Annotated in this window: 16 protein-coding genes; 4 read left to right on the top strand and 12 right to left on the bottom strand. The window is 70.7% G+C overall.

The window, feature by feature from the left end; genetic code table 11:
• Positions 1–26: 26 nt before the first annotated feature.
• The gene (locus tag HMPREF3086_RS13730; protein ID WP_063935242.1) at positions 27–1,778 is read right to left on the bottom strand and encodes a proline--tRNA ligase; all 1,752 of its coding nucleotides are present in this window, start codon (positions 1,776–1,778) and stop codon (positions 27–29) included.
• Between the two features lie 57 nt (positions 1,779–1,835).
• Here HMPREF3086_RS13730 and HMPREF3086_RS13725 point away from each other — a divergent pair, with 57 nt between their 5' ends.
• Complete coding sequence (locus HMPREF3086_RS13725; RefSeq protein ID WP_061227740.1) at positions 1,836–2,585, top strand: YaaA family protein; 750 nt, start codon at positions 1,836–1,838, stop codon at positions 2,583–2,585.
• 98 nt (positions 2,586–2,683) lie between these two features.
• Here the strand turns inward: HMPREF3086_RS13725 and HMPREF3086_RS13720 are convergent, their stop codons facing one another.
• The 3 genes from HMPREF3086_RS13720 to mqo all read right to left on the bottom strand — a co-directional run bounded on the left by HMPREF3086_RS13720 (position 2,684) and on the right by mqo (position 6,633).
• On the bottom strand, positions 2,684–3,670 hold the full coding sequence (locus HMPREF3086_RS13720) for an LLM class flavin-dependent oxidoreductase (protein ID WP_061227800.1): 987 nt from the start codon (positions 3,668–3,670) through the stop codon (positions 2,684–2,686).
• 104 nt (positions 3,671–3,774) lie between these two features.
• On the bottom strand, positions 3,775–5,001 hold the full coding sequence (cobA, locus tag HMPREF3086_RS13715) for a uroporphyrinogen-III C-methyltransferase (RefSeq protein WP_061227741.1): 1,227 nt from the start codon (positions 4,999–5,001) through the stop codon (positions 3,775–3,777).
• Positions 5,002–5,136: 135 nt separating this feature from the next.
• Positions 5,137–6,633, bottom strand: a complete 1,497-nt coding sequence (gene mqo, locus HMPREF3086_RS13710; protein ID WP_082767600.1) for a malate dehydrogenase (quinone) — start codon at positions 6,631–6,633, stop codon at positions 5,137–5,139.
• Positions 6,634–6,759: 126 nt separating this feature from the next.
• Between mqo and HMPREF3086_RS13705 the strand changes: the two genes are divergently transcribed.
• Both HMPREF3086_RS13705 and mtr read left to right on the top strand, forming a co-directional pair.
• Complete coding sequence (locus tag HMPREF3086_RS13705) at positions 6,760–7,803, top strand: alpha/beta hydrolase (protein WP_061227743.1); 1,044 nt, start codon at positions 6,760–6,762, stop codon at positions 7,801–7,803.
• 5 nt (positions 7,804–7,808) lie between these two features.
• Entirely contained in the window at positions 7,809–9,209 is a 1,401-nt protein-coding gene (gene mtr / locus HMPREF3086_RS13700) for a mycothione reductase (protein WP_063935243.1), read from the top strand.
• Positions 9,210–9,225: 16 nt separating this feature from the next.
• Here mtr and HMPREF3086_RS13695 read toward each other — a convergent pair whose 3' ends face one another.
• The 8 genes from HMPREF3086_RS13695 to dxr form a co-directional block, all read right to left on the bottom strand.
• Positions 9,226–10,704: a flavin-containing monooxygenase gene (locus HMPREF3086_RS13695; protein WP_061227745.1), complete on the bottom strand. Its 1,479-nt coding sequence runs from the start codon at positions 10,702–10,704 to the stop codon at positions 9,226–9,228.
• Between the two features lie 75 nt (positions 10,705–10,779).
• Entirely contained in the window at positions 10,780–11,655 is an 876-nt protein-coding gene (gene map, locus HMPREF3086_RS13690; RefSeq protein WP_061227746.1) for a type I methionyl aminopeptidase, read from the bottom strand.
• A 64-nt stretch (positions 11,656–11,719) separates the two neighbouring features.
• Positions 11,720–11,872 (bottom strand): hypothetical protein, encoded by a 153-nt coding sequence (locus tag HMPREF3086_RS19080; RefSeq protein WP_156482527.1) that lies wholly within the window; start codon positions 11,870–11,872, stop codon positions 11,720–11,722.
• A complete protein-coding gene (locus HMPREF3086_RS13685; protein ID WP_061227801.1) occupies positions 11,872–12,210 on the bottom strand; it encodes a hypothetical protein in 339 nt (112 codons plus the stop codon). The genes HMPREF3086_RS19080 and HMPREF3086_RS13685 overlap by 1 nt, the downstream gene beginning before the upstream one ends.
• Before the next feature lie 351 nt (positions 12,211–12,561).
• Complete coding sequence (locus tag HMPREF3086_RS13680; RefSeq protein ID WP_061227747.1) at positions 12,562–13,416, bottom strand: GNAT family N-acetyltransferase; 855 nt, start codon at positions 13,414–13,416, stop codon at positions 12,562–12,564.
• Positions 13,417–13,419: 3 nt separating this feature from the next.
• Positions 13,420–14,568: a flavodoxin-dependent (E)-4-hydroxy-3-methylbut-2-enyl-diphosphate synthase gene (gene ispG / locus HMPREF3086_RS13675; RefSeq protein WP_174521509.1), complete on the bottom strand. Its 1,149-nt coding sequence runs from the start codon at positions 14,566–14,568 to the stop codon at positions 13,420–13,422.
• Positions 14,569–14,702: 134 nt separating this feature from the next.
• Positions 14,703–15,923, bottom strand: coding sequence for a M50 family metallopeptidase (locus HMPREF3086_RS13670; RefSeq protein WP_256386794.1), 1,221 nt, complete (start codon positions 15,921–15,923; stop codon positions 14,703–14,705).
• A gap of 3 nt (positions 15,924–15,926) precedes the next feature.
• Positions 15,927–17,090: a 1-deoxy-D-xylulose-5-phosphate reductoisomerase gene (gene dxr, locus HMPREF3086_RS13665; protein WP_061227749.1), complete on the bottom strand. Its 1,164-nt coding sequence runs from the start codon at positions 17,088–17,090 to the stop codon at positions 15,927–15,929.
• A gap of 163 nt (positions 17,091–17,253) precedes the next feature.
• On the opposite strand from dxr, the gene HMPREF3086_RS13660 reads away from it, so the two are divergent.
• Positions 17,254–17,628 (top strand): DUF2631 domain-containing protein, encoded by a 375-nt coding sequence (locus HMPREF3086_RS13660; RefSeq protein WP_007626791.1) that lies wholly within the window; start codon positions 17,254–17,256, stop codon positions 17,626–17,628.
• Positions 17,629–17,680: the final 52 nt, after the last annotated feature.

The following is a 17,680-nucleotide window of genomic DNA, read 5'->3' as shown; positions in this document are numbered from 1 at the left end:
CGTAAGAAGACTTCAAATGCGGACCACTAGTGCCCGGCGCCGATGAGCCGGATGATCTCCTCCGCGGCACCGTCGACCGCCACCTGGGTGACGTCGCCGGTGGCGCGGTGGCGGAGCTCGACCGTCCCCTCGGACCAGCCGCGACCCACCACGACGACCCAGGGCACGCCGATGAGTTCGGCGTCCTTGAACTTCACGCCCGGTGAGGCCTTGCGATCGTCGAAGAGGACCTCGAGTCGCGCCCGGTCGAACGCCTCCACGAGGGTCGCCGCCCCGTCGATCGCGGCCTGGTCCTTGTTGGCGATCACCACGTGCACGTCGGCCGGCGCGGCCTCCGCGGGCCAGACGAGGCCCTTGTCGTCGGCGAACTGCTCGGCGAGGACGGCGACCAGGCGCGAGACGCCGATCCCGTACGAGCCCATCGTGACGCGTGCGGGCTTTCCGTTCTCCCCCAGCACGTCGAACCCGAAGGCATCGGTGTACTTGCGGCCGAGCTGGAAGATGTGGCCGATCTCGATACCCCGGGCGAGCGTCAGGGTGCCGTGACCGTCGGGTGCCGGATCGCCCTCGCGGACCTCGGCGACCTCGATCGTCCCGTCGGGCGTGAAATCGCGCCCGCACACCAGGTCCACGACGTGGCGGCCCGGCTCGTCGGCGCCGGTGATCCATGCGGTGCCCTCGACCACCCGGGGATCGACCAGGTACCGGACCTCGTTGTCCCGGAGCGCCCGGGGGCCGATGTACCCCTTGACGAGGAAGGGGTTGGCGGCGAAGTCGGCTTCCTCCAGGATCGCGACCTCGGCGGGCTCGAGGGCGGCCTCGACCCGCTTCATGTCCACCTCACGGTCGCCGGGCAGGCCCACCGCCAGGAGCTCCCACTCCTCGCCGGGGCGGCGCACCTTGAGCATCACGTTCTTCAGCGTGTCGGCGGCGCCGATCTCTCGGCCGAGACCGGCGGAGTTCGCCCACGCGACCAGCGAGTCGATGGTCGGGGTGTCGGGCGTGTCGTGGACGGTCGCCTCGGGCAGGCCCTCCAGCGGACGTGCGGGGGGCGCGGGGGTGACGACGGCCTCGACGTTGGCCGCGTACGCTCCGTCCGTCGATCGCACGAACGTGTCCTCTCCGGCGGCCGACACCGCGAGGAACTCCTCCGACGCCGATCCGCCCATCGCGCCGGACGTGGCCGCACAGATGACGTACTCGATGCCCAGTCGGTCGAAGATCCGCTGGTACGCGTCACGATGCGCCCGGTACGAGCGCTCGAGCCCGGCGTCGTCGACATCGAAGGAGTAGGAGTCCTTCATCACGAACTCGCGGCCGCGCAGGATTCCGGCGCGGGGCCGCTCCTCGTCGCGGTATTTGGTCTGGATCTGGTACAGGGTGACCGGCAGGTCCTTGTACGACGAGTACTCGCCCTGCACCGTGAGCGTGAAGAGCTCCTCGTGGGTGGGCCCGAGCATCATGTCGTTGCCCTTGCGGTCCTTGAGGCGGAACAGGGCCGGACCGTATTCGGTCCACCGGCCGGTGGTCTCGTACGGCTCGCGGGGCAGGAGCGCGGGCAGGCTGATCTCCTGGGCGCCGAAGGCGTCCATCTCCTCGCGGACCACCTGCTCGACCCGCCTGAGCGTGCGCAGCCCCAGCGGGAGCCAGGAGTACACACCGGGCGCGACGCGGCGGATGTAGCCGGCGCGGACGAGCAGCTTGTGGCTGAGGACCTCGGCGTCCGACGGGTCGTCGCGGAGGGTGCGGAGGAACAGGTGGGACAGGCGCGTGATCACGGTGATCCAGAGTAGCCGCCGGGGGTGCCGGACCGGCCCGACGGTAGCCTCTGCCGGGTGCGTATCCTCCTCTCGCCTTCCGAGACGAAGTCCATCGGCGGCTCCGGTGCCCCGCTCGATCTCACGGCGCTCTCGCTACCGTCTCTCGGCGACACACGGAAGATGGTCGTCGAGTCGCTGGTCTCCCTGTGCACCGGTGACCCGGAGGCCGCGCGCGCCGCTCTGGGGTTGAGCGAGCGACTCTCGGGCGAGGTCGAGCTGAACGCGCAGTTGTGGTCGTCCCCCACCGCCCCGGCGTTGAGCCGGTACACGGGCGTCCTCTACGACGCGCTCGACCAGCCGTCGCTGAGCGGCGCGGCGCGATCACGGGCCGAGGCACGCCTGTGGATCGGCTCCGCGCTCTTCGGCCTCGTCGGCGCCTCCGACCCGATCCCCCACTACCGGCTCTCCGCGGCGACGAAACTGCCCGGGCTGGGGACGCTTCGCTCGGTGTGGAAGCCGTCGCTCACCGCCGCCACCTCGGCGTGGGCCGACGACCTCGTCGTGGACCTCCGTTCGGGCGGTTACCACCAGCTCGGTCCGGTCCCGGGCGCGGTGACGGTCGACGTGGTCACGGAGTATCCGGACGGCACCCGCAAGGTGGTCTCCCATTTCTCCAAGTTCCACAAGGGGCTGCTCGCGCGGACCCTCGCGACGTCGCGGGCGGAGATGGACGACGTCGCCTCGCTGCTCCGGGTGGCACGTCGTGCCGGCCACACGGTCGAGCACGAGTCCGACTCGGTCGTCACGATGGTCACCGCCCCCTGAGCCGACGACCCCGCACGGTGCATCGCCCCCGGGCGGGCCTCCCCGGGCAGGCCCCCCAGGCAGGCCTCTCCGGGCGGGGCACCGTCACCCGGCGGGGATCAGCGCCAGCCCAGCTCCGGCGCGACATGGGTGAGGATCGACTCGAGCAGGTGGGCGTTGTAGTCGACGCCGAGCTGGGTCGGGACGGTCACGAGCAGGGTGTCGGCCGCCCTGATCGCCTCGTCGGCCCGGAGCTGTTCGATCAGCTCCTCGGGCTCGGCCGCGTACGAGCGGCCGAAGACCGCACGCAGGCCCGGTTCGATGTCCCCGAACTGATCTCCGCGTTGCCCGCCGCCCAGGAAGTAACGCCGGTCGGCGTCGGAGGTGATGGCGACGATCGACCGGGACACCGAGACCCTCGGCGCGAAACCGTGGTCGTGGCGCGCCCACTCCTCCCGGAACGCCTCGATCTGCCGGCGCTGCTGGACGTGCAGCGGCTCTCCGGACTCGTCCGCCTTCAGGGTGGAGGACATGAGGTGCATCCCCGTCGAGGCGGCCCACCGGGCGGTAGCGTCGGAGGCGGCGCCCCACCAGATGCGTTTCCGCAGGCCCTCGGAGTGGGGCTCGATGCGCAGGAGACCCGGCGGATTGGGGAACATCGGACGCGGATTGGGTTCGGCGAACGCCGCGCCCTCGACCGCCCGGAGGAAGACCTCCGTGTGGCGGCGGGCCATGTCCGCGTCCGTCTCCCCCTCCCCGGGCCGGAAACCGAAATAGCGCCAGCCGTCGATCACCTGCTCAGGCGATCCACGGGAGACCCCGAGCTGGACGCGCCCGCCGGCGAGGAGATCGGCAGCGGCGATGTCCTCGGCGAATCCGAGAGGGTTGGCGTAGCGCATGTCCACCACGCCGGTACCGATCTCGATCCGACGGGTCCGGGCGCCGACGGCCGCGAGCAACGGGGCGGGGGTCCCGAGCTGGCGGGCGAAGTGGTGGACCCGGAAGTACGCGCCGTCCGCGCCGAGCTCCTCCGCCGCCTCCGCGAGCTCGACGCTCTGGAGCAACGCGTCGGAGGCGGACCGGACCGCGGAGTCCGGATGGTCCATCCAGTGTCCGAAGGACAGGAAGCCGATCTTCTTGGGTGTGCCCACGACGCCATCATGCCGGAGGTCGGCGCGGAACCGCGGCGCCGCGGGCGCGACCGGGTGCGTCAGTCGGCGGCGAGCACCTGTGGGAGGCCGGCGACGTCGCCGATCACGACGATGGCCGGCGGCCGCACCTCGTGCTCGGAGAGGGTCGCGGCCAGGGTGCCGAGGGTGCAACGGTATGTCGACTGGCCCTCGAGGCTGCCGTCGACGACCACCGCGGCCGGGGTCTCGGGCGACCGGCCGCCGGCCATGAGCGACCCGGCGATCGCCGGCGAGTTCTTGACGCCCATCAGCACGACGAGCGTGCCACGCATCCGGGCGAGCGCCTCCCAGTCGATGAGCGAACCCGGGTGCCCGGGCGGAAGGTGTCCGGAGACGACGGTCAGCTCGTGGGTCATCCCGCGGTTCGTGACGGGGATGCCCGCGAGGGCGGGTACGGCGAGCGCGCTGGACACGCCCGGCACGACCGTGCACGGGATCCCGGCCTCCGCGCAGGCCTGGGCCTCCTCGAAGCCACGTCCGTAGAGGAAGGGGTCGCCGCCCTTGAGCCGCACCACGAACTTCCCGGCCCGCGCCCGGTTCACGAGTACCTCGTTGATCGCCTCCTGGGCCATCGCGCGGCCGTACGGGATCTTCGCTGCGTCGACGATCTCGACGTCCGCGCGTAGTTCGGCGAGCGGACGCTGCGGGGCCAGCCGGTCGGCGACCACCACGTCGGCGCGGGCGAGCAGTCGGCGCCCACGGACCGTCATGAGGTCGTCCGCCCCCGGCCCCCCTCCGACGAGGGCGACGGTCCCGCGCAGGGATTCGTCGACCTCCGGGGCCTCGGCACCGGCCTCGTCGAGGGCCTTCGCGACGACGTCGCGCGCCTCGGCGGTCCGGTCGCGGTCACCGGTGAGGACCGACACGAGCATCTGGCCCCGCCGGACGACGGCGGGGGTCACGGCCGTGCCGGACGTGACGGCGTCGGAGCGGACGCAGAAGGTACGGTACTGCTCCGCCTCTGCGGCGACGCGGGCGTTCACCAGGGAGTTCCTGGTCGCGGCCACCGCGTACCACGCGCCTTCGAGATCCCCCGTCCGGTACTCGCGGGGTTCCCACCAGACACGGCCCGCGTCGATGAGCCCCTGGAGAGTGGGCGTGACCTCCGGGCTGATGAGGTGGACGACCGCGCCGGCCTCGAGTAGCACGGGGACGCGGCGTTGCGCCACGGATCCGCCGCCGATCACCACGACGCGACGGCCCTCGAGGTCCAGGCCGACGGGGTACGGGTTCACGGGCCGGATCATGCCCCGATCCTATCCGCCGTCGGCGGCGTCCCGGTCGTCGACCCGGGCCGTGTGAGACGACTCATCCCCCGGCCTCGCCGAGGAGGCGGCCGGGGGATGAGGGCGTCGGGACGGCGGCGCGACGGCGCCGGTCGATCAGACCTTCTGGTCGAGCTTGAGCGTCCGGGTGGACCGCTCGAACTGCTCGGTGAACAGCGCCGGCTCCTCGGCGAGCTTGCGACCCAGCGACGGGATCATCTCCTCGAGCGCGGGCTTCCACTCGGCGAACCGGCTCGGGAAACAGCGCTGGAGCACGTCGACCATGGCGTCGACAGCGGTGGAGGCGCCGGGCGACGCGCCGAGCAGGCCGGCGATGGACCCGTCCGCGGCGTTGACCACGGCGGTGCCGAACTCGAGGGTGCCGCCGCGACCGTTGGGCTTGATCACCTGCACCCGCTGGCCGGCGACGACCTTCTCCCAGTCGCCCTCCTGCGCGGACGGGACGAAGTCGCGCAGGGACTCGACGCGTGCGCCGTGGTTCTTGGCCAGCTCGGTGATGAGGTACTTGACCAGACTCATCTCGGTGAGACCGATGTTTGCCATGGGCAGGAGGTTGCCGAGCCGGATGCTCGACGGCAGGTCGAGGAAGCTGCCCATCTTGAGGAACTTGGGGGTCCAGCCGGCGAAGGGACCGAACAGCAGGCCCTTCTTGCCGTCGATGACGCGGGTGTCCAGGTGCGGAACGGACATCGGGGGCGCGCCGACGGAGGCCTGGCTGTAGACCTTGGCCTGGTGCTGGTCTACGAGCTCGGAGTTGGTGCAGCGCAGCCACTGACCGCCGACGGGGAAACCGCCGATGCCCTTGATCTCGGGGATGCCCGACTTCTGCAGCAGGTGCAGTGCGCCGCCGCCCGCGCCGACGAACACGAACTTGGCGTCGACGGTGCGCTCGTCACCCGTGTGGCGGTTGGTCACCGTGAGGCGCCACGTGCCGTCGGTGTTGCGCTCGAGGTCCTTGACCTGGTTCTGGTAGTGCACCTCGGTGCCGGTGCGGGTGAGGTACTTGACGAACTGACGGGTGAGGGCGCCGAAGTTGACGTCGGTGCCGTTGGAGAAGTGGCTCAGCGCGAACGGCTGCTCGGGCGAGCGGCCCTTCGCCATGAGGGGGACCAGCCGCTCCAGCTCGGAGAAGTCAGTGGTGTGCTCCATTCCCGGGAACAGCGGGTGCCCGGCGAGCTTGTCGTACCGCTTCTGCAGGTAGTCCTGGCCCTCCTTGCCGGTGACGAAGCTCATGTGCGGCACGGGACGGATCCACTCCGTCGGGTCGCCGAGGATGGTGTTCTCCACCGCGTAGGACCAGAACTGGCGGGAGACCTGGAATTTCTCGTTGACGCCCACGGCCTTGGTGATGTCCACGTCGCCGTCGGCGGTCTTGGGCGAGTAGTTGAGCTCGCACAGGGCGGAGTGGCCGGTGCCGGCGTTGTTCCACGCGTCGGAGGACTCCATTGCGGGGCCCTCGAGCCGCTCGAATACCTGGATGTCCCAGTCCGGCTGGAGCCGACGCAGCAACGCCCCCAGGGTCGCGCTCATGATGCCCGCGCCGATGAGCGCCACATCCGTCGTTCCGTGCTTTGCCACCTGGTCTGAAGTCACCGGCTACCCTCGCTCATTGGTCGTGGACCCGAATCTCGCGTCGACGCGGGGCTGTCCCTCTGGGGCCCGCGCCCACAGGGCTACAAGCCTACTCACGGGGACGGCGCCGCGGCACACCGGACTAGGATGGTCGTCGTGTCGCCGCACTCCCCCGATCCCGCCGCCCACGGACATGACCCGCGATGGATCCCCGATCTGCTGGGCCCGTCCTATCGCCGGCGCGAGCTCCCGCTCGGGACCGATCCGGACGGCGAGGGGCCGATCTCGGCGACCCTGGTGCGGCACGAGGACGCGCCGGCCCGGCCGGACGCCGTGGCGCTCGTGGTCCACGGACTGTCCGACTACTTCTTCCACACGCACCTGGCCGAGTTCCTCGCCGCGCGGGGAACGGCGACGTACGGCATCGATCTGCGCAAGTGTGGCCGGTCGAGGCGGGAGGGGGTGACGCCCCATTTCACGACGGACCTGGAGAGGTACGACGACGAGCTGGATCAGGCGCTCGAGGTGATCGTCGCCGAGCACCCGGGCGTGCCCGTGTTCGTGTTCGCGCACTCCACGGGTGGCCTGGTGGTCCCCCTGTGGCTGGCGCGGCGTCGCGACCGCTCCGCGCTTGCGCCCGTCGTCGGTGTGGTGCTGAACTCCCCCTGGTTCCAGCTCGACGTGCCGGAACGCGCCCGGGCGGTGCTCGATCCGGTGATCCGGACATTGGGCTCGGTCCGCCCGTTCTACCGGCTCCCGTTGCCCACGTCGGACCGGTACGTGATCAGCACCCACGTCGATCACGACGGTGACTTCCACTTCGATACCACCCTCAAACCCCCCGGAGGAGTCGGTGTTCGCGCCGGATGGCTCGCCGCGGTACGCCGCGCCCAGCGCCGCCTGCAGGCGGGCGTCGATCTGCCGTTGCCGGTTCTGCTGTTGCGTTCGACCGCGTCGTCGGTGGGGATGAGGCCTCGCGGCGGTGAGATCGACGTCGACACGGATCTCATCCTCGACGTCCGGTCGATGCAACGGTTCGCCGACCGCGTCTCCGCGGACGTCACGGACGTCGCCGTCGACCGCGCCCGCCACGATGTCTTCCTCTCCCGCGCCGACGTGCTTGAGGTGGTCTTCGATCATCTCGGGCGTTGGCTCGACCAGACCCTGTCCGCACGCCCCAAGGAGTCCTGACCGCAATGACACAGACCCCCTCGCGCCACTTCGATCTCGTCGTCATCGGCACGGGCAGCGGCAACTCGCTGGTCGACGAGTCGTTCGCCGACAAGTCCGTCGCGATCTGCGAGAAGGGGACGTTCGGCGGCACCTGCCTCAACGTCGGGTGCATCCCCACCAAGATGTTCGTCTACGCGGCGGACACGGCCACCTCGGTCACCCATTCGTCCACCTACGGGATCGACTCGACGCTCGACGGCGTCCGGTGGCCGGACATCGTCTCGAGGGTCTTCGAACGCCGGATCGACCCCATCGCCAACAGCGGCGAGGACTACCGGCGTAACCGCTGCGACAACGTCACGGTGTACGACGGGCACGCGCGGTTCGTCGGGCCGCGCACCATTGACACCGGCACCGGGGAGATCATCACCGCCGACTCCGTCGTCATCGCCGCCGGCGGCCGTCCGTCGGTCCCCGACATCGTCACCGAGGCAGGAGTGGCCTACCACACCAGCGACGACGTGATGCGTATCCCGGAGCTGCCGAAGTCGATCGTCATCCAGGGATCCGGCTTCATCGCCTGCGAGTTCGCGCACATCTTCTCCTCCCTGGGTGTGGAGGTCACCGTCATCGGCCGGTCCGACGTGCTGCTCAAGCATCTCGACCGCGAGCTCGCGGAGCGGTTCACCGCGGCGGCCGGGCGTCGTTGGGACGTGCGACTCGGTCGGCAGATCACCAGCATGACCGCGACCGGTGAGGACCGCCGGGGCGTGGAGATCACCTTCGAGGACGGCTCGAGCTGCTCGGGCGACGCGCTCCTCGTGGCGACCGGGCGCACGCCGAACGGCGATCTGCTCGGGCTCGAGTCCGCGGGGGTGGAGATGGACGGCGACCGGGTCCGGGTGGACGAGTACGGCCGCACGACCGCCGACGGGGTGTGGGCGCTGGGCGACGTGAGCTCGCCATTCCAGCTCAAGCACGTCGCCAACCACGAACAGCGCGTGCTCGGGCACAACCTGCGCCACCCAGACGATCTGCACCCGTTCCACCACAGCAACGTCCCGTACGCGGTCTTCACGTGGCCGCAGATCGCGTCGGTCGGCCTCACCGAGTCGGAGGCGCGGGCCGCGGGGTACGACGTGACCGTCAAGACCCAGGACTACGGCGACGTGGCGTACGGCTGGGCGATGGAGGACTCGGTCGGTTGCTGCAAGCTGATCGCCGACCGGGCGACCGGTCTTCTGCTCGGCGCCCACATCATGGGTGCCCACGCGCCGTCGCTCATCCAGATCCTCATCCAGGCGATGGAGTTCGAGATCACCGTGCCCGATCTCGCGCGGCGTCAGTACTGGATCCACCCGGCGATGGCCGAGGTGGTCGAGAACGCACTGCTGGGGCTCGACTTCCCCGACCGCGGCTTCTAGTCCGCGGCCGGCGCGGTCAGGTGAGGACGAAGTCCTCCGGATCCACGACGCGGACCTGCTCGCGATACCGGAACGTGAACGTCGGCCACTGCAGCGAGTTCCGGCCGCGCGAGTCGATGTACCAACTCGAGCACCCGCCCTGGTTCCACACCGTGTGGGCCAGCTCGCGGTCCATGCGATCGGCGTAGGCCCGCTCCACCTCGGCCCGCACCTGGATCGTCCCGCTCCCCGACCGCTCCGCCAGGTCGACCAGGCGCAGGACGTGCCCGGCCTGCGATTCCAGCATGTACACGATCGACGAGTGCCCCAGATTCGTGTTGGGTCCGTAGAGCAGGAACAGGTTGGGGAAACCGGCGACCGTGACTCCGTTGTGGGCACGCGGGCTGCCGTCCCAGTGCTCGGCGAGCGTGCGGCCGTCGGCTCCGGTGATCACCTTCGAGATCGGCGGCTCGGTCGGCTGGAACCCGGTGCCGAAGATGATCACGTCCGCCGGGTGCTCGGTCCCGTCGTCGGCGACCGGGCCCCGGGGCGTGACCGCGGACGCCGCTCCGGGGACGAGCGACACATCGGGGCGCGTCAGCGCGGGGAGCCAGTGGCTCGTGAGCAGGACGCGCTTGCAGCCGATCGAGAAGTCCGGGGTGAGCGCTCTGCGCACGCGGCGATCCCGCACCTTGAGGAAGAGGTAGAACCGCGCGAACCACTCGAAGAAGCGCAGCAGGAACTGCGCGCGGGTGAACACGACGACATACAGTTCGCGCCCCAGATAGATCCGGCCGCGGACGAGCTTCTGCAGGAGCGGCAGTCGCCGGTACAGCCTCTTCCGGCGTTCGGAGATCGGACGGTCGAGCCGGGGCAGGATCCACCCGGGGGTCCGCTGGAACACCGTCACGTGCTCGGCGGTCCCCGCGATCTCGGGGACGAACTGCACGGCGGAGGCCCCGGTGCCCACCACCGCGACCCTCTTGCCCTCGAGTGGGATGTCGTGTCGCCACCGGGCGGAGTGGAACACCTCCCCCTCGAACGAGTCGAGTCCCGGGAGACGGGGAACCGACGGTGCGGAGAGAGCGCCCGTCGCCGCCACGAGGTGACGCGCCCGCACCTGCCCGCGACTGGTGTCGACGACCCACGTCCCCTCGGTCGCGTCCCACTTCGCCGCGGTCACCTCACACGACGTGACGAGCCGCTCACGTAGGCCTATACGGTCGGCGACCGACACCAGGTAGGAGTGGATCTCGGGCTGGCGTCCGAACGAGTGCGACCACCCGGGGTGGGCGTGACGGGACAGCGAGTACAACGCCGTCGGCACATCGCAGGCGCAGCCCGGGTACGTGTTGTCGCGCCAGGTCCCGCCGACCTCGTCGGCGGCCTCGAGGACGAGGAAGTCGCGGCCCCGCCCCTCGCGCAGGAGACGGTCGGCCATGGCGATACCGCCGAAACCGGCGCCCACCACCAACAGGTCGATCTGGTCCACGGGTCCACGGGGCGAGTCGATCATGCTGGACAGTATGCACTGTCGTGTCCACGCTCGAGGCCGCATCGGGACGACCGTCCATATCCCGGTCCGGGCGGGTCAGGAGCCGGAGGGCAGGGTGAGGATCTCATAACCGTCCTCGGTCACGACGACCGTGTGCTCGAACTGAGCGGTCCACGCCTTGTCCGCGGTCGTCACGGTCCAGTCGTCGTCCCAGACCTCGAATCCCGGGCCGCCGAGGGAGATCATCGGCTCGACGGTCAGCGTCATGCCCGGCTCGAGCACCTCGGTCCTCGACGGGTCGTCGTAGTGCAGGACGACCAGACCGTTGTGGAAGGTCGGCCCGACGCCGTGACCCGTGAACTCACGGACCACCGTGTAGTCGAACCTCCGGGCGTAGGACTCGATGACGCGACCGATGACGTTGACCTCGCGTCCGGGGCGGATGGCCTTGATCCCGCGGTTCATCGCCTCCTCGGTCCGCTCGACCAGCAGTCGCACCTCGTCGCTGACCTCGCCGGCGAGGAACGTCGCGTTCGTGTCGCCGTGCACGCCCTGGATATAGGCCGTCACGTCCACGTTCACGATGTCTCCGTCCCGGATCACCGTGGTGTCCGGGATGCCGTGGCAGATGACCTCGTTGAGCGAGACGCAGCACGACTTGGGGAACGCCTTGTACCCCAGCGTCGACGGATAGGCCCCGTGGTCACACAGGTACTCGTGGACGACCCGGTCGATCTCGTCCGTGGTCACGCCCGGCGCGACGGCCTCGCCGGCGGCGACGAGCGCGTCCGCCGCGATCCTGCTGGCCACGCGCATCGCGTCGATCACCTCGGGCGGCTGCACCCACGCCTCGCCGTTGGCCTCGTCGACGCGGTCGCGCCACACGTACTCCGGACGCGGGATCGAGTCGGGCACCGTCCGTATCGGGGTGGGATCACCGGGGACGAGGGGATGGCGGGTGGAGGTGGTCATACCACCAGGATAGGCCGCGTCGAGCCGACCGGCCCCGCCGGTGCTCACGGGCGGGGGCGGCGGGTCACCAGATGACGAAACAGATCGAGGCGATGATCACCATGGCCCCGAAGAGGCACATGGTGAGCACGTCGCCGCCCGGGGACCGGCCGGTCTCGTCGGGCTCCACCCGGTCGTCCTGCTCGGCCCCGGTGTCGGGGTTCTGTCGCGGATCCATCACATCACCCCCAACCGGCTCAACTCGGAGACCATGGCCACGCCGAGGATGACGAACACGACGCCCATGAAGGCGGTGTAGGTCCAGCGCCGGGCGTGGTCGGACGCCCAGAAACGCCGCACGCTCACCACTCCGTTGACCACGGCGATGACGCACAGCGCGATGCCGACCGGGGCCGCCACCCACCCGGACAAGCTGAGCAGCGGCACGAGGATCGGGATCGCGAGGTACGTGATGAGGCAGCGCACGGCGGACACGAGAACGGAGATCCGGAACGCCCGGTGCGCGCCCGAGCCGGCCTTCCTGTCGATCTCGTGGATACCGAGGAGGCGTCGCATGACCCGGTCGGCTCCACGCTGCGACCGGAAACCCGGATCGGTCACGGCACCGCCGACCGGCGCCCCGGTGACGGGCGCAGTCGTGACGGGCGCAGTGGTGGCGGGCGCAGTGGTGACGGGCCCAGTGGCTGGGGCGGGAACGCTCACGCGGCCCTCCCCCGCGAGGCGCCGTGTCCGGTGATCACCGTCGCTGTCCTGTCCATCGCCGTCCTACCCTCCGTGCGATTCGAGAAATCCGAGCTCACGATCCGACTTCCGGTCCACTGTCCCACAGCGCCCGACCCGGGCCGAAGCCGCGGTGGCCGCGGTACCCCGCTCGGGGTCGGGCCCGCGCGGCGGCGGCCGTGCCGATCACAGCAGGACCGTCGCGTAGTCGACGGCGTCGGTCATGCCGACGCGGCGGTAGGCGGCGCGGGCGGCGACATTGGACCCGTTCACCACGAGCGACGGCGTGAGCCCGTGGGACCGGAGCGCCGCGCACACCGCGGCCGTCCCCCCCGATCCGAGACCGGCGCCCCGCTTGTCCCGGTGGACCCATATGCCCTGGATCTGCGCGACCCGCGGGGCGAGAGCGGCGATGTCGGCCTTGAAGACCACCTCGCCCCGGTCGAGCCCGATCCAGGTCCGTCCCCGCGCCAACGAGCGGGCGACGCGACGACGGAAGGGGATCCCCGCTCCCACGGCGAACGGGTCGGCGCGCAGCTCCTCGCGATACATGGCCGCGGCGGCCGCCAGAACCGGCTCGAACTCCTCCAGGGTGGCCGGACGGATCCCGTCGGGAATCATGGCGGGATCCACCGGGCGCTCCAGCGTCATGAGGTACTGCTGGTCCCGGTACTCCCTGGCCTCCCCCCAGGCGTCACGGAGGGCCGGCCACAGGGAGGCCACCTGCTCCCGCCGACCGTGGACGGACATGGGACCGAGCCCGAGGCCGGCGACCGCGCGGCCGAGCGCGCGGTGATCGGCGTCGTCACCGCGCAGCGGCAGCACGGAGCTGCCGACGAAGACCAGCGACCGCGCGGGACCGCCGAGGGTGAGGAACCGCCCGTCCGCACCGGCCACCACGCCCGACGTCGCGAACTTCTCCGCGGCGGGCGCCGCGACCAGCGGATCGGACGCCAGCACATCGGACACGGCCCGGGACTCGCCCGGGCCGACCTCCCGGCACCCACCGATCCCGGTGTCCGGCGCAGCCGTGTCGGTCACGGCCTATCGCGTGACCTTGACCTGGGGGCCCTGGCCCTCGGCGGCCTCCCCCACCGTCTCGCCCATCTCGTCGGCGATCCGCATGGCCTCCTCGATGAGGGTCTCCACGATCGCCGCCTCCGGCACCGTCTTGATGACCTCGCCCCTGACGAAGATCTGCCCCTTGCCGTTACCCGAGGCGACACCCAGATCGGCGTCACGCGCCTCGCCCGGTCCGTTGACCACGCAACCCATCACGGCCACGCGCAGCGGAACGCTCATCCCCTCGAGGCCGGCGGTGACCTCCTCGGCGAGCTTGTACACGTCGACCTGCGCGCGACCGCAGGACGGGCACGAGACGATCTCCAGCTTCCGCGGTCGCAGGTTGAGCGACTGCAGGATCTGCGCGCCGACCTTGATCTCCTCGGCCGGCGGGGCCGAGAGGGAGACACGGATCGTGTCGCCGATGCCCTCGGCCAACAGCGCGCCGAACGCGACGGCGGACTTGATGGTGCCCTGGAACGCAGGGCCCGCCTCCGTCACGCCGAGGTGCAGCGGGTAGTCGGTCTGGGCGGCGAGCTGTCGGTACGCCTCGACCATGATCACCGGGTCGTTGTGCTTGACCGAGATCTTGATGTCACCGAACCCGTGCTCCTCGAACAGGGACGCCTCCCATACGGCGGACTCCACGAGCGCCTCGGGCGTGGCCTTGCCGTACTTGGCCAGCAGCCGCGGGTCCAGCGAGCCCGCGTTGACGCCGATACGGATCGGGATGCCCGCGTCACCGGCCGCCTTGGCGACCTCCTTGACGCGCCCGTCGAACTCCTTGATGTTGCCCGGGTTGACGCGCACCGCCGCACACCCGGCGTCGATCGCCGCGAAGATGTACTTGGGCTGGAAGTGGATGTCGGCGATCACCGGGATCGGCGACTTGCGGGCGATCGTCGACAGCGCGTCGGCGTCCTCCTGTCGCGGGCAGGCCACGCGCACGATGTCGCAGCCGGACGCCGTGAGCTCGGCGATCTGCTGCAGCGTCGAGTTGATGTCGTGCGTCTTGGTGTTGGTCATGGACTGGACCGAAACCGGGTGATCACTGCCCACGCCGACCGGGCCGACGTACAGCTGCCGGGTTCTGCGCCGCGGCGCCAGCACCGGCGGCGGTGCGTCGGGCATACCCAGTCCGACCGGGATCGAGGATGAGTCGTTCACAACAGGCCTTCCGTAGGGGCTGCGGGCCGGGTGCCCACGAGTCCCGACCGCCATTATCCGGGTAACCGGCGACGGGGGCGAGGTGGGTGTGGGTCGGCTCAGCCCGGCAGCAGGATCGGGTTGACGAAGTCGGCGGTGATGACGATCGCGGACACGCCGATCAGCAGGACGAACACCGCCATCGTCAGCGGCGCCAGCTTCTCGTAGTCGGCCGGGCCGCCGGGGGCCAGACCGCGCAGCCTCCGCACCGCGTCGCGGATCTTCTCGTAGAACACCACCGCGATGTGGCCGCCGTCGAACGGCGTCAACGGCACGAGATTGAACGCGCCGAGGAAGAGATTGAGCCCGGCCAGGAAGAGCAGGAACAGACTCCACAGCCCCTGCTCGACCGCCTGTCCGCCGATGTAGCTGGCTCCGACCACTGACACCGGCGAGTCCTCGGCCCGCTCCGCACCGAAGATCGACGCCGCGACGGCCGGGATCTTCGCCGGGAACGAGATCAGCCCCTCGACGGTCGCCTCCACCATCTCGCCGGTGAAGACGAAGGTCGCGGGCACCGCGGAGAGCGCGTCATAGGTGTTGACGGTCTGATACGCGGGGTCATCGAGGATCTCCTGCGGGATCCCGTCCTCCGAAAGCCGGACACCGAGCGCTCCCCGCTCCTGACCGTCGACGGTCGACGAGGTCAACCTCGTCGTCGTCGTCACCTCCTCCCCGTCCCGCTCCAACGCCACCGGCACGGTCTCGCCGGGGCGCGCCGACACCACCTCCGACAGGTCGGCCCAGCTCACCACGGGGACCCCGTCGACGGCGGTGATCCGGTCGCCCGGGAGGATCCCCGCCTCACCGGCGGGGCCCACGCCGATGCCACAGTCGTCCGCACCCGCGCACGTGTCACCGACCACCGCGGCGACCCGGTCGGTCGGGATCGGTTGGACGTCCCGGTTGGCCAGCCCCCACCCCAGGGCGACCGTGTAGAAGAGGGCGATCGCCAGCACGATGTTCATGAACGGCCCCGCCAGCAGCACCGCGACGCGCTTCCACCACGCCTGACGCCACATGGCCTTCGGCTCGTCCTCCGGCGGCAACCGGTCGTACGCGGTCATCCCCGCGATGTCGCAGAAGCCCCCCAGCGGGATCGCCTTGAGCCCGTACTCGATCCCGCCCCGCCGCACCGACCACAGGGTCGGGCCGAAGCCCACGAAGAACCGGCGCACCTTCATCCCCGACCACAGGGCCACCCTCATGTGCCCGTATTCGTGGAGCACGATCGACACCATGATCCCCAGCGCGAACAGGACGATCCCGACGATCAGCACGACTCAGCCCTCCAGGCCCGTGACGATGGCCGCGGCGTGCCGCCGCGCCCAGGACTCCGCCGCCGCGACGTCGTCGGGATCCCGCGGATCAGACGACCACTCGTCCGCGGCGCCGACGGTCTCCGCCACCACGTCCACGATGTCCGTGAACCGGATCCGACCGTCGAGGAACGCCGGCGCGGCCTCCTCGTTGGCCGCGTTGAACACCGCCGTGCGCAGGCCACCCGACTCGCCGGCCGCGCGGGCCACCTCGATAGCGGGGAAGGTCCCGGTGTCGACCGGCTCGAACGTCCACGTGTGCGCGCGGGTGAAATCCAGCGGCGTCGACGCACCCGGGACGCGGTCGGGCCAGCCCAGGGCCAGCGCGATCGGGAGCTTCATCGACGGCGGCGACGCCTTGGCCACCGTCGCGCCGTCGACGAAGGTCACGGCCGAGTGCACCACCGACTGCGGGTGGACCGTGACGTCGATCCGGTCGTAGGGCACCCCGAACAGCAGGTGCGCCTCGATGAGCTCGAGAGACTTGTTGACCAGCGTCGCCGAGTTGAGCGTGATCATCCGGCCCATCGCCCACGTGGGGTGGCGCAGGGCCTCCTCGGCCGTGACGTCGGCCAGCTCCGCGCGCGTCCGACCGCGGAACGGGCCACCGGACGCGGTGAGGACCAGCGAGGCCACCTCGTCGCTCGCGCCCGCACGCAGGCACTGCGCCATCGCGGAATGCTCCGAGTCCACCGGGATCAACTGCCCCGGCGCGGCCGCCCCCGTGACGAGCGCGCCCCCGGCGACGAGCGACTCCTTGTTGGCCAGAGCGAGCCGGGCGCCCGAGCGCAGGGCGGCGAGGGTCGGCCCCAGTCCCCTCGACCCGTCGATGCCGTTGAGCACCACGTCCGACTCGACCGCGTCCACCAGTCGCGTCGCCGCGGACGGGCCGGACAGGACCGTCACGTCCGGGAACGCCGAGCCGATTCGCCCTGCCGCGGTCGGGTCCGACACCGCGACGAAGCGCGCACCGGTCGTGCGGATCTGCTCCGCGAGGAGATCGACGCGGCCACCACCGGCGGCCAGACCGACCACCTCGAAGCGGTCGGCGCCGGCCTGCGAGGTCACCTCGAGTGCCTGGGTCCCGATCGAGCCGGTACTGCCGAGGACGAGAACGCGCGTGGTCACCCCGCCATTGTCCACGCCGACGGCCGTGTGTGCCGCATCGGACGACCCCCTCGGGGCCTCCCGCGGCGGGTTAGGCGTCGACCTGAGAACGCGGTGTGACAAACTGGGCACGATGTCGGCGGCCCGCAGGGCTGCCAGCGAGCCGTGAGGAGAACCGGGGAGCATGAGCGCTGACGGACACCACACCAGCAGGGAGATCGTCGTCAACGGGATCAGTTCCGTGGACGAGCCCTCGGTCGCCTGGGGCTGGCACAAGCACAGCAGGATGGTCGGCGTCGCCGTGGGCGGGTTCTTCGTCCTGTTCCTCCTGGCGATGCTCTTCGGGAACCACATCGGCCGGGTCGAGAACATCTGGCTGGTGAGCATCGCCGCGTTCCTGGCCATCTGGATGGTCATCTCGCTGCGTCCCAAGAAGGACGACACCCTCAAGAAGAGCCGGATCCACGAGGTCTCCGCTCACCACTACGCCGCGGCCAGCGCTGTCGCGACCGGCGAGGCAGCCCGGAACCCTGAGGGCGTCGCTCCCGCCAAGCACTGACGACGGGCGGACCATGACGAAGGGCCGCCATCGCTCCCCGGAGCGGTGGCGG

The sequence above is a fragment of the Dietzia sp. HMSC21D01 genome (genome assembly GCF_001815995.1).
GTDB classification, from domain to species: Bacteria; Actinomycetota; Actinomycetes; order Mycobacteriales; family Mycobacteriaceae; genus Dietzia; species Dietzia cinnamea.
This window is presented reverse-complemented; position numbering and strand designations above follow the sequence as displayed.